We start from the raw sequence: 16,075 nt of genomic DNA on the forward strand, positions 1-16,075 counted from the left end.
TTCAGCCAAACGGCTTCTCCACTCGGGTGCCCACTCTTTTCAAGGAAGCATCATCATGTCCCGCACCATCGTCATCGGAGACCTCCACGGGTGCTACGACGAAGCCCTGGAGCTGCTCGCGAAGGTGGGCGCCACCTCGAGTGATCGGATCATCTTCACGGGAGATCTGGTCGACCGCGGCCCCAAGCGCCGCGAGTGCGTCGAGCTGGCCATGCAGCACGAGTCCATCCTCGGCAACCACGAGGAGAAGCACCTGCAGCAGCGCCGCCGCAAGGACGCCGACCTCATTCCAGACCACCTGGAGACGCGGCAGGTCCTCGGCCCCGAGCACCTCGACTACTTCGCCACCCTGCCCCACTACATCCTGCTGCCCGAGCACAACGCCGCCGTCGTGCACGCGGGCGTGCTGCCCGGCAAGCCGATCCAGGCGCAGGATCCCTATCACCTGCTCCATGCCCAGTGCGTGCGCCCCCCGGAGCGCAAGAGCTTCTGGCCCTCCAAGGCGCCTGCCGACTACCGCTTCTGGACGCACCACTGGAAGGGCCCCCAGCGCATCATCTTCGGACACACCGTGTTCGACCGGCCGCTCGTGACGGAGCACGCGGTGGGCATCGACACCGGGTGCGTCTACGGCCGCTCGCTCACAGCGGTGGTGCTCCCCTCGTGGGAGCTCGTCTCGGTCCCCGCGCGGACCACGTACCGGGGCGGCAAGGACGTGTCCCTGCTCCCCGTCCACGGCGACGTGAACGTCTTCTCGTGAGCCCCGCACCAGGCCCGCGGCTCAGGACTTCTTCCGGCTGCGGCGCTCGGTCTTTTCGTCATCGAAGCCCGTCACCTGCATCCCGAGCGACTGCGCCAGACTCACGGCCGTCTCGACGGGAACCCGGGTGCCCTTGAGGCGATTCCTCGCCGGATCCAGGAAGAGCCCCGACACCTGGGAGAAGTCCGTCCGGGTGAGGGTGCAGCCCCGGAAGTTGCTGCCCGCGAGATTCGTCCCGGTGAAGTCCGCCTCCGACAGGTCCAGGTCGAAGAAGTTCGCCTCCAGGGCCGAGCAGCGCAGGAAGGCCGTCTTGCGCAGGCTGAGGCCGACGAAGGAGGCGTAGCGCAGGACGCAATCCTCGAACGACATCTCGGGGTTGGCCGACACCTCCGTGAAGTCGATCCCCATCAACTTCGAGCCCTCGAAGCGCACGTCCCGGAGCGCCGTGCCCTTGAGCTGTGCTCGGGTGAGATCGCACCCGTTGAAGACACAGACCTCCAGCTTGGCGTTCCGCCAGCGGCTCTCCTGGAACTGGGTCCTCAGGAAGGTACACCGATAGAACTCCTTCCCGCCGAGGTCGCAGCCCTGGAGGTCCAAATCGGCGAACGTCTCGTTCTCGAAGAACTCCTCTTGCGCCAGCCGCCGCGCAAGCCGCGAGGCCTCTTCCGGATCCGTAGGCACGTGAGTCATGCGGGCCTCTTTCTCATGGCCGACGCCCACGCGCCACCGCCGTGCTCGTGCGAAGCTGCGGCCCAATGACACGCCTCCTCACTTTGCTGTTGCTCCTCGGCCAGATGTCTGTGCACGCCGCGGAGGCCCCGGCCGTCGCGCCTCCCCTCTTCGACAAACAGGGACGCACGTTGGGGCCACCGCTCTCCGAGCGCGTCACCGACTATGAGATCGACGCCCGGTTGGATCCCTCCACCCAGCGGCTCACCGGCCAGGAGACGATCACCTGGCGCAACCGGAGCGCCGAGCCGCAGTCCACCCTGTGGTTCCATCTCTATTGGAACGCGTTCAAGAACGACCGCTCCACGTTCTACCGGGAGGCCAAGATGATGGGCGGCGTCCGCGACGAGGACGCGAGCTCCCCCGCCTTCCCAGAGCGCGAGCCGGACGAGTGGGGCTCCTCGGACGTGAAGGCCATCCGCGTGAAGGGCGGCGCGGAGCTGCTGCCCACGCTGCGCTTCGAGCACCCGGATGACGACAACACGGAGGACCAGACGGTCTTCACCGTAACGCTGCCCGAGCCGGTGCCCCCCGGAGGCCGCGTGACGCTGGAGGTGCACTGGGAGGCGCGCGTGCCCAGGGTCATCGCTCGTGCCGGCGTTTCAAAGAGTGGCTTCTACCTGATGGGCCAGTGGTTCCCGAAGCTCGGGGTGCTCGAGGTTCCCCCCGAGCGCGGCGCCACGAGCCCTCGCTGGAACTGCCACCAGTACCACTCCGCCTCCGAGTACTACGCCGACTTCGGCACCTACGACGTCCGCCTCACAGTCCCCAAGACGATGAAGGTGGGCGCCACCGGCGTGCTGGTGGAGCGCCGGGACAATCCGGACAACACCACCACCCTGCGCTACCACCAGGACGACGTGCACGACTTCGCCTGGACCGCCTCCGAGAACTTCGAGGTGCTCGAGGACGTGTTCCGCTCACCGGGCCTGCCCGAGGTGGGCCTCACCGTGCTGGTAGACCGGAAGCATCTCCGCTCGGGGCCGCAGCTCATCGAAGCCGCCAAGGCCTCACTGGAGCACTTCGGGCGATGGTGGTCCCCTTGGCCGTACCCGCACCTGACGCTGGTGGCGCCGCCCACGGATGGCATCGCCGCGGGAGGCATGGAGTACCCCACCTTCATCACCGCAGTGGGACGCGCCGAGCCCGGAGAGCCCAAGGACTTCCTCATCTGGCAGACGGTGGTGCACGAGTTCGGCCACAACTACTGGCAGGGCCTCCTCGCCTCGAACGAGTTCGAGGAGCCTTGGCTCGACGAGGGCATCAACAGCTATGGCACCTACAAGCTGTGCCTGGCGGAGGACGTGCGAGTCCACCCGGAGCAGTTCTTCCCCAGCCCGCTGCGTGGCTTGGTGGGGCCGCTGTTCTCCATTGACTGGGACGAGCGCGAGCGGATGCGCGGCACGCCCCAGCCGCGCGAGAACTCCCCCATCCTGCAGGCCTCGTGGAAGTACCGAAGCAGGGGCGACTACTTCCACAACAGCTATGACCGCACGCAAGTGACGCTCCATGCGCTGGAGCAACTCGTGGGCGAGGAGACGATGGCGCGCATCCTGCGCACCTACGTGGAGCGCTGGAAGTTCCGCCACCCGCGCAGCGAGGACTTCTTCGCGGTGGCCAACGAGGTGTCCGGGCAGGACCTCGGCTGGTTCTTCGACACATTCTTCCGGGGCACCGGCACGCTGGACTACGCGGTGGGCTCGCTGTCGTGCGAGCAGCGCGCCGGAAAGAAGGGTCTCTTCGACGATGGTCAGGGCGGTCTCCTGCTGGTGGAGCGCGAGCCCGGAGTCGAATCGAAGGCGGACGCGGTGAACCGCTGCGAGGTGCAGGTGAGCCGGCTCGGGGACATCCGCGTCCCGGTGGACGTGAAGGTGACCTTCGACGACGGCACCACCCAGGAGGCGCACTGGAAGGGCCAGGAGCGCTGGACACGGCTGATCTTCGAACCCACCGGCAAGGAGATCCAACAGGTGGAGCTCCGCGGCATCAACGCGCTGGATGCCAACCCGACCAACGACACCCGGACGAAGGGCATGTCCGGCCACGTGGCCGTCTCACTGTTTGGCTGGACCACCTACGTGAGCCAGCTGCTCTCCACACTCGCCTCCCTCCTCTTCTGAACCAGGCCCGAACCATGAAGCCACTCCGTTCCCTTCTCATGGCGCCCCTCAGGGCCTTCTCCGAGCTGAAGCTGCTCGGCGTGCTGCTGGTGGCGAACCTGTGCGTCGCACTCGTCCAGTCCGCGCCCGTCCTCCTCCCCGCCCTCGGCCACTTCGGACACTCGCTCGCTGGCCGGGGACGCGCCTTCCCCTCGCCCGAGGCGGTGTTCGACTTCACCCAGCTGCTCGCCCAGGGTGGCGGCTCGTTCCTCGCGGGCCCCCTCCTGCTGGGCTTCGTCTTTTCCGTTGGGCTCCAGCTCGTGCTGGCCGGCGGCATCGTCTCGCAGCTGTGCACGCCCGGGCGCTTCTCGCTGGCTCACTTCGCTCGGAATTGCGTCGACCAGCTCGGTCGCAACCTGCGCCTGCTCGGGTGGGCCCTGCTTGGACTGCTCCCCCTCGCGGCGCTGGCAGTGCTCGCCACCGTGCTCCTCGCCCGCGCGGAGAAGCCCACCCTGTTCACCCTCGCCGCCGAGCAGTGGGCGCTCGACAACCCCTTCACCGGCTGGAGCCTGGCGCACCTCGCGCTCGTGGTGGTGCTCTTCGCGCTGTGGCGCTCGAGCTTCGACCTGGCGCGCGTCCAGCTCTTCGCGGATGACCAGCGCAAGACGCGCGTCGCCGCCTGGCGCGCCCTGAAGCAGATGGTGCGCTCTCCCGGGGCACTGCTCGGCTACATCGTCCTGGGCCTCCTCGGACTGCTGGCGGTGATCGCCCTCGCGCGGCTGCACTCGGCGGTGCAGGTGACCAGCACGGGGAAGGCGTGGCTGGCGTTAGGGATGGCCCAGCTCGTGATCGCCACACGGCTGGGCTTCTCGGTGGCCCACACGGTCTTCGCCGTGGACATCTACCGCGCCATGCCCCCACGACCCGTTCCGGCACTGGAGGAAAAGCCCGCCCCCGCCGCCGAACCTCCCGCCGTCGAGACTCCGGCCCCCCAGGCCGAATAGCGCCGAGGCCGTCCGAAAGCAGAACGTCAACCCTCTCTGGAGAGCAGGTTGTCCCGCCGAGCCGAATACCCAGACTACGTCCCCCCTCACCCACAAAAAGCCCCATAGGAAGGTGGACATGCGTCGGTATTCAACCGGTGTGTCTTCGCTGCTATCCGTCTGTGCGCTGGCAGGCGTGTGCGCTTCGACGCGAGCGGACGCACTGGAAACCTGTCAGCCCATTACGCTGGTCAAGAACATCGCCCCCGGGCCGGCCAGTTCAATTCCAGACCTTTACGTCCAGACTCCGGCTGTTCGGGGCAAGACGGTCTTCTTCACCGCAAAGGATGGAACGACCGGACTCGAGCTGTGGCGAAGCCGCGGCAAGGAAGGCGACACGGCCCTGGTGAAGGACATCTTCCCGGGGTCCAAGGACTCGGAGCCGCGCTTCCTGACTGTGGTCGGCGACACGCTCTTCTTCATCGCCGATGACGGTGCTCACGGCGCCGAGCTGTGGAAGTCGGATGGCACCGCGGACGGAACGGTGCTCGTGCGCGACATCCGGCCTGGCACCGAGGGCTCGGAAGCGACCGCACTGACGGCGCTGGGCAACACGCTGTTCTTCATCGCCAACAACGGCGTGAACGGCCTGGAGCTGTGGAAGAGCGACGGCACGGAGGCGGGCACGGAGCTGGTCGCGGACCTCGTCCCCGGCTCCCTGGGCTCGGGGCTCAGCTCCCTGACGGTGATGCGCAACACGCTCTTCTTCGCGGCTGACGGTGGGCCCCAGGAGACGGAGCTGTGGCGCAGCGATGGCACGAAGGATGGGACCGAGCGCGTCGCCGTCGTCCGAGTCATCGAGAGCGATCCCGGCGAGGAGCTCATCCAAGGCCTGACGGCCGTAGACGATCGGCTCTACTTCTTCGCTGGGTCGGCCTACAAGAAGCGGTGGGACCTCTGGAAAAGCGATGGCACGGGGCCGGGAACGGTCCGCGTCACGCCGCTGGCCCTGAGCGCCGCCGACTACGCCATGGGTCCCGATTCCATGACGCCGGTGGGAGAGCTGATCTACTTCCGGGCCGGCGCGGATGGCTCGCTGTGGAGGAGTGACGGGACCGACAAGGGCACGTCCCTCATCAAGCCCTCGGCGGACGCCCGCTTCCTGACGAACCTGAACGGAACGCTCGTCTTCACCGCCTGGGATGAGGCGAGCGGCTTCGAGCTGTGGCGGAGCGACGGGACGGTGGCCGGCACGGTCCTCGTGGAAGACATCCGTCCTGGGAGCGACAGCTCGGCGCCTTCGTGGCTGACCGTGGTGGACGGCAAGGTCCTCTTCAGCGCGGAGACCACGGAGTCCGGCCGCGAGCTCTGGTCGAGCGATGGCACCCTGGAGAGGACGGAGATGCTCCAGGACGCCGTCCCCGGACCTGGCTCCCTGTCGCCCTCGCTGCTCACGCCCGTGGGACCGCGCGTCTTCTTCCTCGCGGGAGACAACACCTCCGCCGGTGCGAGCGATATTGGCGCAGAGCCGTGGGTGCTCAACGACTGCACGCCTCCGACCATCTCCTGCCCCTCCGAGATGACGGCCGAGGCTTGGGACTCGAGTGGTGCGCCCGTGAAATTTCCAGCCGCCACGGGGCACGACAACAAGCCCGAGCCCCCGGTCTTCAGCTACAGCCATGCCACGGGTGAGACCTTCCCGCTCGGTCCGACCCAGGTCACCGCCACGGCGACCGACGAGTCCGGCAACAGCGCGCAGTGCTCCTTCACCGTGAAGGTCCGCGACACCCAGCCGCCGACGATCATCTGCCCCCAGGACCATGAGGTCTGGAGGACGACCCGGTATGGGGCAACTGTGGACTACCCGAAGGCCTCGGCCAGCGACTCCGTGTCCTCGCCGGCGCTCACCTACAACCCTCCGCCCGGCAGTGACTTCATCGTGGGAATCACCCCCGTCGTCGTCACCGCCACCGATGCGGCCGGCAACACCTCGCGGTGCACATTCCAGGTGGGAGTGAGCCGGCAGTACGCCCGCGGGAGCTGCGGCTGCGGCGCGTCCTCCACCAGTGAGTTCGCCGGAGGGTTGCTCCTGTCGACCCTGGCGCTACTGGCCGGGCGACGCCGCAAGTCCGGGACACCCCGCAACGGGTAGCGCTTCTCGGCTCAGACGTCGACCGAGCCCCGGGGCAGCCGCACACAAAAGGTGGTGCCATCGGCCGCGTTGGACCGCACGTCGATGGTGCCACCGTGGGCACGGACGACGTGGTCCACGATGAAGAGGCCGAGCCCGATGCTGCGGCTCGTCCTGTCGGGCCGGTCACCCCCGCGTCTCATGGGCTCGAAGAGGTGGGCCTGGAGCTGAGGCGAGATGGGCTCGCCCAGGTTGTGGACCTCCAGCACCACGGTGTCGACGTCTCCGTGTGTCCGCACCGTGACGGGCGTCCCCTCGGGGCTGTACTTCAACGCATTGGTGACCAGGTTGGTGATGACCTGCGCCACCCGATCCGAGTCCCACGTTCCCTGACCACTGCCGTTCACCTCGACCCGCACCTCGCGCTCGGGATAGGACATGTGGACCTCCTCCACCACGTGATGGAGGAGGGGGTGCAGGTCCATCTGCTCCCGGTGCAGGACGATGCCCCCGCCCAGCCGGGCCTGGGTGAAGTCGAGGAGATCCCTCACCATCCGGATAGCGCGCTCGGCCGAGGAATGGATGCGCACGAGCGTCTTGAGGATGCGCTCATCCAGCCCCTCGCGGCGCAGCAGGAGCGAAATCCCCAGGGAGATGGCGGTGATGGGGTTGCGCAGGTCGTGGCTGACGATGCCGATGAGCTGCTGCTCAAACCCCGAGCGCTGCTGCTCCTCGGCCCGGACTTGCTCCTCCTTGCGCTTGCGCTCGCTGATGTCCCGGAAGAAGGCCGCGAGGCCCCCCTCCTTCGTGGGGTAGACGCTGACGTCCAACCACAGGTCCATGGGCGCATAGAACTCCTCGAAGTGCACGGGCACCCGCTCGTTCATGACCCGGTGGTACTCGGACCAGAACTTCGTCTTGGGGTCGGCGAGCAGCGGCCAGAGCTCGCACACCTTGCGCATCAGGGTTTCGTCTCGCGGCTTGCGCGAGATGCGCTCCTGGTTGCTGTTGACGAGGACGACGCGGCCGTCCCTGTCGAGGACGATCAACGCGTCCCCGTGCTCCAGGACCTCAAGGGCGAGCTGGAGCCGCGACTCCGCGATCCCCGTCCGCAGCCGCTGCTCGGTGAGGCGCTTGCGGATGTCTTCCTTCTCCACCGCGTTGCGCACGGCGCGGTAGAGGCTCTCCGGAGTCACCTCCGACTTCACGAGGTAGTCAGACGCTCCCCCCTTGAGCGCCTTGACGGCGATGCGCTCGCTCCCTCGCCCGGTCACCATCACCACGGGCGGACGGAGGAGGCCCTCGTCAATCTCCAACCTCCGGAGGAATTCGAGCCCGTTCGCGCCTGGGAGCTCATAGTCCAGGAGGATGCAGTCCACGCGCTCGCGCTTACACACCTCGAGCGCCTGCTCCGCGTTCTCTTCCTCGATGAAGCGAAAGGCGTACTCCTCCACCTGCTCCAGGTAGGTGCGGAAGACATGCCGATCCTCTGGACTGTCTTCCAGGAGGAGCAGCGTCACTTGTCGGCGGCTCATCTGCGCGAGCTCTCCCGGCCGTCACCCTCCGGCATCACGATGTGGTCCAGCCAGAAGTCCTTGAAGAGCTGAATCATTCGCTCGAACCGAGTCAGATCCACGGGTTTGAGAAGATAACCGCTCGCGCCATTCGCGTAGACACTTTGGACGTCCTTCGGATTGTCCGAAGTAGAGAACACGATGACAGGGATGCTCTTCAGGTGTGGATCGTTCTTGACGTGCTCGAGTACCTGCCTGCCGTCCAAGCCAGCGAGGTTCAGGTCCAGCAGGATGAGCCCCGGGCGTGGCGCCGGCGCTGAGCCCGCGTAGCGGCCGGTGTTGTGGAGGAACGCGAGCGCCTCCTCGCCTTCGGCACAGCGGTAGAGCGGGTTGGGGATGCCCACCCCCTGGAAGGTCATCTGGAGCATGTCGAAGTCCTCGTCGTTGTCCTCCACCACGAGGATGGGCAGATCGCGGTTCATCGACCGACCTCTGTCGAAGAGGGCTCATCCTTCTCACTGCCCAAGGTGAAGAAGAAGGTGGTGCCCTCGCCCGGCTGGGACTCCAACCAGATACGACCGTTGTGCCGCTCGATGAGGCGCTTGACGATGGTCAGGCCCGTCCCGGTACCGCCGCCGTATTTGTCGCGCCCGTGCAGGCGCTTGAAGATGCGGAAGATGGGTTCGTAGTACTCGGGCCTGATGCCAATTCCGTTGTCGCGCACGAAGTAGACGGTGTCGCCCTCGGGCGTGCTCGTGGCGCCGAGCTCCACCCACTTCGTCTCCTTGTCGTTGTACTTGATGGCGTTGGTGATGAGGTTGGTGAAGACCTCCACCATGCGCACGCGATCGCACCGCGCGGGCGGCAGCGGCTTGGGGATGCGCACCTCCACCTGGGCCTCGTCGATCCTCGGCTTGAGCACCTCCAGCACCGACGCGATCACCTCGTTGAGGTCCGTCTCCCGGAGGGAGAGCTCGGTGCGGCCCACCTGCGCGTAGTGCAAGAGCGAGTTGATGAGGCTCTCCATGCGCTGCGTGAGCCGCACCACCGTGTCCATGCGCGTGCGGTTGGTGGGCTTGAGGTGGCCGGACTCCTCGCGCAGCACCAGGCTGGCGTAGTTGTGAATGCCCCGGAGCGGCTCCTTGAGATCATGGCTGGCCGCGTAGGCAAAGGAGTCCAGCTCCACGTTGCTGCGCTCCAACTCCGTGTTGAGCTTGAGCAGCTCCTCGCTGCGCTGCAGGACGATGTCGATGATGTTCCTGCGCAGCTCCTGGGCCGCCTCCAGCTCATAGTCCTTCCACGGGAGGGACCTGCCGCGCACCGTCTCCTTCCAGAGCGCGAAGGACTTGCGCGGGTGGAGCCGCAGCTGATCGTCCTGGATGTCCACCGGCTTGTTCGGGTTGCCGCCCCACTCCACCGTCTGCACCACCTCCGGGCGGAACCAGAGGACATAGTTGTGGCGGCCTCGCGACATGGAGGCGGCGATGAGGCCCGCCGCGACGTCCTTGAACGCCTCCGCCTCGGGGTACTCCCGCGACAGGCTGGTGGTGGAGAACACCTCCGTTGGATCCGCCTTCTCGCCCAGCCAGCGGATGAGGCCCTGGAGCTGCTCGTCCGTGGGGGCCTTGCCGACGATGGTCGTCGCGCCATTGAAGTAGACGGCCGCGCCCGTCGCGCCGGTGAGCTCGAGCAGCTCGGGCGGTGGGTGGCAGAGCCCCTCGGCGAAGTCGGGGTTGCGGGTCATGCGCTCGAGCAGCCGCGCCTGCACGGACCTGGCCCGGAGGCGCTGGTCATAGTCCTCGTAGCCCTCCTTCGAGGGGATGAAGGAGGACATGAACTCGCCCACGAACTCGCAGGCCGTGCGCACCTCGTAGGGGATGTACCGGGGCCCAGACACGTCCGTGCAGGAGATGAGGCCCCAGAGCCGCCCCTCCTTCATGAGTGAGATGCTCATCGAGGCGAAGGCCCCCATGTTGTGCAGGTACTCGAGGTGGATGGGCGACACGCTGCGCAGCACGCAGAAGGACATGTCGAGCGGACCTTGAGCCGCCTCCTCCGGCAGCGCGAGGATGCGCGCGGGCACGTAATCCACCGTCGGGATGATGCGCAGCCAGTTGAGGGTGTACAGCTCGCGGGCCTGGCGGGGGATGTCCGAGGCGGGGAAGTGCAGGCCCAGGTACGGGTCCGCCTTCTCCACCCGATCCTCGGCGAGGACCTGACCGTTCCACTCCGCATCGAAGCGGTAGATGATGACGCGATCAAACCCCGTGAGCCGGCGGACCTCGCGGACGGCCTCCTCGCACAGCTCGCGCAGGTCCCTCGCGTCACGCAGGCGTGACATGGAGCCACGCGCCTGGTGGTAGAAGCCGAAGAACGGGAGCGCCTCCTGCCCGGACGAGGGCTCGAGCTCGAGGAAGAGCCGGCCCTGATGCCGGTGCGCGATGCCATTGAACGTGCGCTCGCCGCTCCCGCCCCGGATGGTGAGCTTGAGCGGGTTATGGTCCTTGAGCCGCTCCGACAACAGAATCGCGCGGACGCTCTCGACCTGGGCGGAAGGCAGGAGGACCTCGAGCGTCCTGCCTAGCAGGTCCTGGGCCGTCACGCCGAGCAGCGCCTGGACGTTCTCGCTGACCTGGCGGATCTCCAGCATCGGCTCTCGCAGGACGAGCAGCACCCCATGAGGCTGGATGGCCCCTGGAATGTGGATGGGCTCCCGGTCACAGTTGGTGAGATCCGCCGTCCGCCCAGCTCCGGCCGATTCCATGCTCATCACGCCTCCTCATCGCCACACAGCACCTGGGCGGTCCTGTCGTCGAGCCGATTGGCACTGACGCGTATAGGACGCCCGGCAGCTCTCCAGCCCGGCTGTCTAGCGCTCTGACGGCATGTGTGGGGGCAAATGTTCACATCCCATCAACGCAGGGAGGTCAGGAAGCGGAGGGTCGCGTCCAGGGCCACGTCCCTGTTAGTGGGTCCTTTTGTTCGGAGGCAGGTGTGGAGCAGTCTGGAAAGCGGGCGCGTACCCAACAGGACATGTTTGCCGGCCCAAGCGAGATGCACGCGCGCGTCCGGGCACACGATTGGGCCAACACTTCAGTGGGTCCCGTGGAGACCTGGCCCCAGAGCCTCAAGGCCCTGGTGCGGACGCTCCTCTCGTCCAGCTACCCCATGGTGCTGACGTGGGGGCCCGACTTCACCCAGTTCTACAATGACGCCTACTCGAAGCTGATCGGCGATGGGCACCCGGCCGCGCTTGGCATCGACATCCGCATCACCCTGGCCGCCTCGTGGGACACGCTCGGCCCGATGATTCATCGGGTGATGACCACCGGTGTGGCCAACTGGACGCCGGCCCTCCCGCTCCTCATGGAGCGCTCCGGCTACCGCGAGGAGGCCTACTTCAGCGTCTCCCACGCCCCCGCCGAGAACGACGAGGGACAGATCGTCGGCATGCTCGCCGTCTGCAGCGAGGTGACCCAGCAGCTCCTCGGGGAGCGGCGGATGCGGCTGCTGCGAGACCTGGCCTCGAGAACGGACGGGACCCGCAGCGTCGAGAGGACCTGCGGCGATCTCTCCGCCACCATCGCCGAGCACCCGCTGGATGTCCCCTTCGCGCTCATCTACCTGCGCGGCCCGGATGGCAAGACGCTCACGCGCGGCGGCGTCATCGGGCTGGACGAGAATGCGCCCGTGTGCCCGGCCACCGTGAAGGTGGGGGTGGACGCCGACAGCATCTGGCCCCTGGAGCGCGCGGCTGCTGGAGAGACGGTCCTCGTCGAGGACGTCGAGCGTCGCGTCGCGCTGACGGGCGGTCCCTACAAGGATCCGGTCCGCTCGGCGCTGGTGATTCCCATTGCCTCCTCGGGCCAGACGGCCCCCATTGGCGTGCTGGTGGCAGGGGTGAGCCCCAACCGCGCGCTCGACGAGGGCTACCGCTCCTTTTATGAGCTGCTCGCGGGCCAGGTATCGGTGGCCCTGCGCAATGCCCAGGCCTATGAGGAGGAGCGCCGGCGCGCGGAGGCCCTGGCGGAGCTCGACCGAGCCAAGACGACCTTCTTCAGCAACATCAGCCACGAGTTCCGCACGCCGCTGACGCTGATGCTGGGGCCCACCGAGCACCTGCTCGCGGGGGGCGCGGGCGCCGTGTCGGAGAGCGTCCAGGCCGAGCTCCAGGTCATCCACCGCAACGCGGAGCGACTGCTGCGGCTCGTCAACACGCTGCTCGATTTCTCCCGCCTGGAAGCGGGGCGCATCGAGGCCAGCTATGCGCCCACGGACTTCTCCGCGCTCTCCGCCGACCTCGCGAGCAGCTTCCGTTCCGCGGTGGAGCGGGCCGGGCTGAAGCTCCTCGTGGACTGTCCTCCCCTGTCTCAGCCCGTCTACCTGGACAAGGAGCTCTGGGAGAAGGTCGTCCTCAACCTCGTCTCCAACGCCTTCAAGTTCACCCACAAGGGGGAGATCTCCATCCACACCCTCGAGCGGGAGGGACGCGCTGTGCTCGTCGTGCGCGACACCGGGACGGGGATTCCCGCCTCGGAGCTGCCGCGCATCTTCGAGCGCTTCCACCGGGTGAAGGACACGCACTCCCGGACGCACGAGGGCACGGGCATCGGCCTGGCGCTGGTGCGAGAGCTGGTGCAGCTGCATGGGGGCACCGTGAGCGTGGACAGCACCGAGGGCCGAGGGACGACGTTCACCCTGGAGATTCCCTTTGGAACGGCGCACCTCGCCCAGGAGCGCATCCGCGCCGCCCGCAGCCTCCCCTCGACTGCCACCGGGGCCACCCCTTATGTCGAGGAGGCGCTGCGCTGGTCGCTGGAGGAGACCCCAAGGGAGGAGGCTCCCCACCCGACCCATGCGCCCTCGCCCTCGTCGAAACACTCGCCGAAGGCAGACGAGCCCCGAGCCCGGGTGCTCCTCGCGGACGACAACGCGGACATGCGCGACTACATCCGCCGGGTGCTGACCCCTCACTTCGAGGTGGAGGCAGTCGCGGACGGACAGGCAGCCCTGGAGTCGGCGCTGGCCCATCCGCCGGATCTCGTGCTCTCGGACGTGATGATGCCGCGGCTGGATGGCGTGGGGCTGCTGCGCGCACTGCGGGCGGCTCCGCATACGAAGGAGCTGCCCATCCTCCTGTTGTCGGCCCGCGCCGGAGAGGAGGCCACGCTCGAGGGGCTCGAGTCCGGGGCGGACGACTACCTCGTCAAACCCTTCTCCGCGCGCGAGTTGCTCGCCCGTGTAAGGTCCAATCTCGAGCGGATGCGCATGCGCCGCGATGTGGCTCGGGAGCGGGCCCGCGTGGAGAGCCTCATGGAGGCGATTCGGGCACGAGACGACTTCCTCTCCGTTGCCTCCCATGAGTTGAAGACCCCGCTCACCGCCTTCCAGCTCAACCTCAACGCCATCGAGCGGGGGCTGAGCAGGACCTCGGAGCACAACATCGGCGATCGGCTGGATGTGGCGCGCCGCTCCGTCCGCCGACTGGCCCGGCTCATTGAGACGCTGCTGGACGTGTCGCAGCTCTCCACCGGCCGCATGCAGCTGATGCCCGAGCAGGTGGACCTCTCGGCCCTCGTCGGCGAGGTCGTGGCCAATACCCAGGATGAAGCGCGGAAGCTGAAGACACCGCTGTCGGTCCGCATCGAGAGCCCCCTCGCCGGACACTTCGACCCCGACCGGATGGAGCAGGTGGTCCACAACCTCCTGTCCAACGCCTTGAAGTTCGGCCAGGGGCAGCCCGTGGAGGTGAGCCTGCGCTCAGAAGGCAACGTGGTGCAGCTGAGCGTGGTGGACCACGGCATCGGCATTCCCCCGGAGGATAGGGACCGCGTCTTCGAGCGCTTCGAGCGAGCCGTCCCGGTGCGCAACTACGGCGGCCTGGGGCTGGGGCTGTGGGTGACGCGGCAGGTCGTCGAGGCCCACCAGGGGACCATCCTCGTCGAAGAGACGCCTGGAGGAGGAGCGACCTTCCACGTCCGGCTGCCTCGCAACGGTCGGGTGAGCAGCGCTGGCTCCGCCATGAACTGACAGCCTCCGTCAGGAACCGCGGGCGCTCGCGTCCCTCCGGGCAGAACGACGGAGGGCAGTACATGACGACGCACAACCCGACCACGCCCACGCTTCCTGAGGCCCAGCTCGGCCCGGCCGAGAAGCTCTTGGACCTGGTGCTCAGTGGCTCCGCGCACCTGTGGCACAACCGCCCGGGCCTGGACGTGAATGGCGTCTGGCATCCCGCGCAGGGCGCCAAGGACACCCTCGTCCGCCGAAGCACCCCGGTGAAGCCGGGCCTCTTCGTGCCCGCTGCGGTGAAGCTCTACCGCCAGCTGCTCGACATCTACCGGCTCAACACGGACCTGATGGCGCACTTCGCGTCCTACGCGCTCACGCAGACGGACTGGCGTGACCTCAAGGTGGCCACGTGCGCGCTGATGCTCGTGCAGAACCACTCCGGTCAGCCCGTGCGCGAGGACGACGGCTCCATCGCGTTCCTCGACGACGACTTCCGTGCCATCGGCGCGGCCATGCTCCTGCACTACGAGCGCAAGTCCACGCGCATGCTCACGCCCAAGGCGGTGCTGCGAGTGGCCGAGCTGCTCGAGACGCCGGAGATCGCCCGCCTCAACCGCGAGGCCGGTTTCGGTGACCCCGCGTCCCGCAAGCCGCCCCTCGGCCGGTGGAAGGCCGTGGCGACGAAGTGGCTGCGCATGCGTGAGCAGAACCTGCCCATGCTCCAGGGCCTGGTGAAGGCCGGCTACAAGGAGACGCTGAAGAAGATCGCCCGCAAGGCCGGTTACAAGCCGGTATCGCAGGCCTTCTTCGAGGTGCTCGGCTGGAAGCAGAAGCAGGCGGCCGCGGGCCACCGCTCGGTGGGGTTGGAGGGACTGAACCTGGTCAAGCGGGAGCGCTTCGATGGGCTCTCGGAGGCGGAGATCTGCGAGTGGATTGAGCGGGATCGCCTCTCCTTCAAGGAGGTGGTGGGTCGGCTTCCCAAGGACCTGGGCCTGACGCCGGCCATCATGGCGGCGCTCCTGCCCTCGCTGTCCGACAGGGACTTGCGCATGCTGACGCCCACGCTCGAGGAGCTGGGGTTGATGTCTGACCCCGCCATCCGCGCGCGCTGGGAGAAGGCGGTGCAGACGGCGACCGACCAGCGGGCGCTCCACATCGTGAAGAACGTCCGCAGCCAGGAGCTGAAGGCGAAGCTGGAGGAGGCGAGCGACAACGCGGCGAAGGCCGCGGTGGCGGAGGCGACGGCGGAGACGGACGTGAGGGTGATGTTCCTCATCGACAAGTCCGGCTCCATGGAGGGCGCCATCGAGCAGTCGAAGGAGGCGCTGTCTCGAATCCTCGCGGGCTTCCCGCTGGAGAAGCTGCACATCGCGTCGTTCGACACGATGGGCACGGTGCTCAAGCCCAAGGCAGCGAGCCGGGCGGCAGTGCAGCACATGCTGCAGGGCATCCAGGCGTCGGGCGGTACCACGCACGCGGCCGGTGTGCATGCGCTGCACCGGGCGGGAGTGCGGGTACCGGAGGAGGCGAAGCTCATCGTCATCGTCGTGGGTGACGAGGCCGGTGAGTCGGGGGACCAGCTCGCCCGGGCCTTCCGCGAGTGCGGCTACGACGTGGCCGCCATGGCGCTGTTGCTGAGCGTGGTGAGCACGCGAGGCACCACCGTGCGCACGTGCGCGCGGCAGATGCAGGTGCCGTTCAGTGAGGTGTCGGTGAGCCAGTTCGAGGACCCGTACCAGGTCCCCCGTGTGTTGAAGGCGCTGCTGGACGCGCCGACGACGCCCGGAGCCAGCCAGTCCGGCTGGGTCGAGCGGGTGATGCGCACGCCGCTGTTGAAGGTGGCGTGA

General features: G+C 67.6%; 10 protein-coding genes. 6 read left to right on the forward strand and 4 right to left on the reverse strand.

Annotated features, from left to right (window positions below; genetic code table 11):
• Positions 1-55: 55 nt before the first annotated feature.
• Positions 56-760: a metallophosphoesterase gene (locus tag F0U60_RS41005; RefSeq protein ID WP_395808102.1), complete on the forward strand. Its 705-nt coding sequence runs from the start codon at positions 56-58 to the stop codon at positions 758-760.
• Positions 761-781: 21 nt separating this feature from the next.
• On the opposite strand, the gene F0U60_RS41010 is transcribed toward F0U60_RS41005, so the two are convergent.
• Positions 782-1,450 (reverse strand): pentapeptide repeat-containing protein, encoded by a 669-nt coding sequence (locus tag F0U60_RS41010; protein WP_395808104.1) that lies wholly within the window; start codon positions 1,448-1,450, stop codon positions 782-784.
• 65 nt (positions 1,451-1,515) lie between these two features.
• Here F0U60_RS41010 and F0U60_RS41015 point away from each other — a divergent pair, with 65 nt between their 5' ends.
• The 3 genes from F0U60_RS41015 to F0U60_RS41025 all read left to right on the forward strand — a co-directional run bounded on the left by F0U60_RS41015 (position 1,516) and on the right by F0U60_RS41025 (position 6,723).
• Positions 1,516-3,609: a M1 family metallopeptidase gene (locus F0U60_RS41015; protein ID WP_395808106.1), complete on the forward strand. Its 2,094-nt coding sequence runs from the start codon at positions 1,516-1,518 to the stop codon at positions 3,607-3,609.
• Positions 3,610-3,623: 14 nt separating this feature from the next.
• Complete coding sequence (locus F0U60_RS41020) at positions 3,624-4,592, forward strand: hypothetical protein (protein ID WP_395808108.1); 969 nt, start codon at positions 3,624-3,626, stop codon at positions 4,590-4,592.
• A gap of 118 nt (positions 4,593-4,710) precedes the next feature.
• Positions 4,711-6,723, forward strand: coding sequence for an ELWxxDGT repeat protein (locus F0U60_RS41025; RefSeq protein ID WP_395808110.1), 2,013 nt, complete (start codon positions 4,711-4,713; stop codon positions 6,721-6,723).
• A gap of 11 nt (positions 6,724-6,734) precedes the next feature.
• On the opposite strand, the gene F0U60_RS41030 is transcribed toward F0U60_RS41025, so the two are convergent.
• The 3 genes from F0U60_RS41030 to F0U60_RS41040 are packed head-to-tail and all read right to left on the reverse strand — an operon-like array spanning position 6,735 to position 10,986.
• A complete protein-coding gene (locus F0U60_RS41030; RefSeq protein ID WP_395808112.1) occupies positions 6,735-8,237 on the reverse strand; it encodes an ATP-binding protein in 1,503 nt (500 codons plus the stop codon).
• Complete coding sequence (locus F0U60_RS41035; protein WP_395808114.1) at positions 8,234-8,698, reverse strand: response regulator; 465 nt, start codon at positions 8,696-8,698, stop codon at positions 8,234-8,236. Before F0U60_RS41035 ends, F0U60_RS41030 begins: the two co-directional genes overlap by 4 nt.
• Positions 8,695-10,986 (reverse strand): ATP-binding protein, encoded by a 2,292-nt coding sequence (locus F0U60_RS41040; protein ID WP_395808116.1) that lies wholly within the window; start codon positions 10,984-10,986, stop codon positions 8,695-8,697. Before F0U60_RS41040 ends, F0U60_RS41035 begins: the two co-directional genes overlap by 4 nt.
• Before the next feature lie 335 nt (positions 10,987-11,321).
• On the opposite strand from F0U60_RS41040, the gene F0U60_RS41045 reads away from it, so the two are divergent.
• Complete coding sequence (locus F0U60_RS41045; RefSeq protein WP_395808118.1) at positions 11,322-14,246, forward strand: ATP-binding protein; 2,925 nt, start codon at positions 11,322-11,324, stop codon at positions 14,244-14,246.
• Between the two features lie 62 nt (positions 14,247-14,308).
• Positions 14,309-16,075 carry a VWA domain-containing protein gene (locus tag F0U60_RS41050; RefSeq protein ID WP_395808120.1) on the forward strand — a complete coding sequence of 589 codons (1,767 nt, stop codon included), beginning with the start codon at positions 14,309-14,311 and terminating at the stop codon, positions 16,073-16,075.

This window comes from Archangium minus, assembly GCF_044360475.1.
Taxonomy (GTDB): domain Bacteria; phylum Myxococcota; class Myxococcia; order Myxococcales; family Myxococcaceae; genus Archangium; species Archangium minus.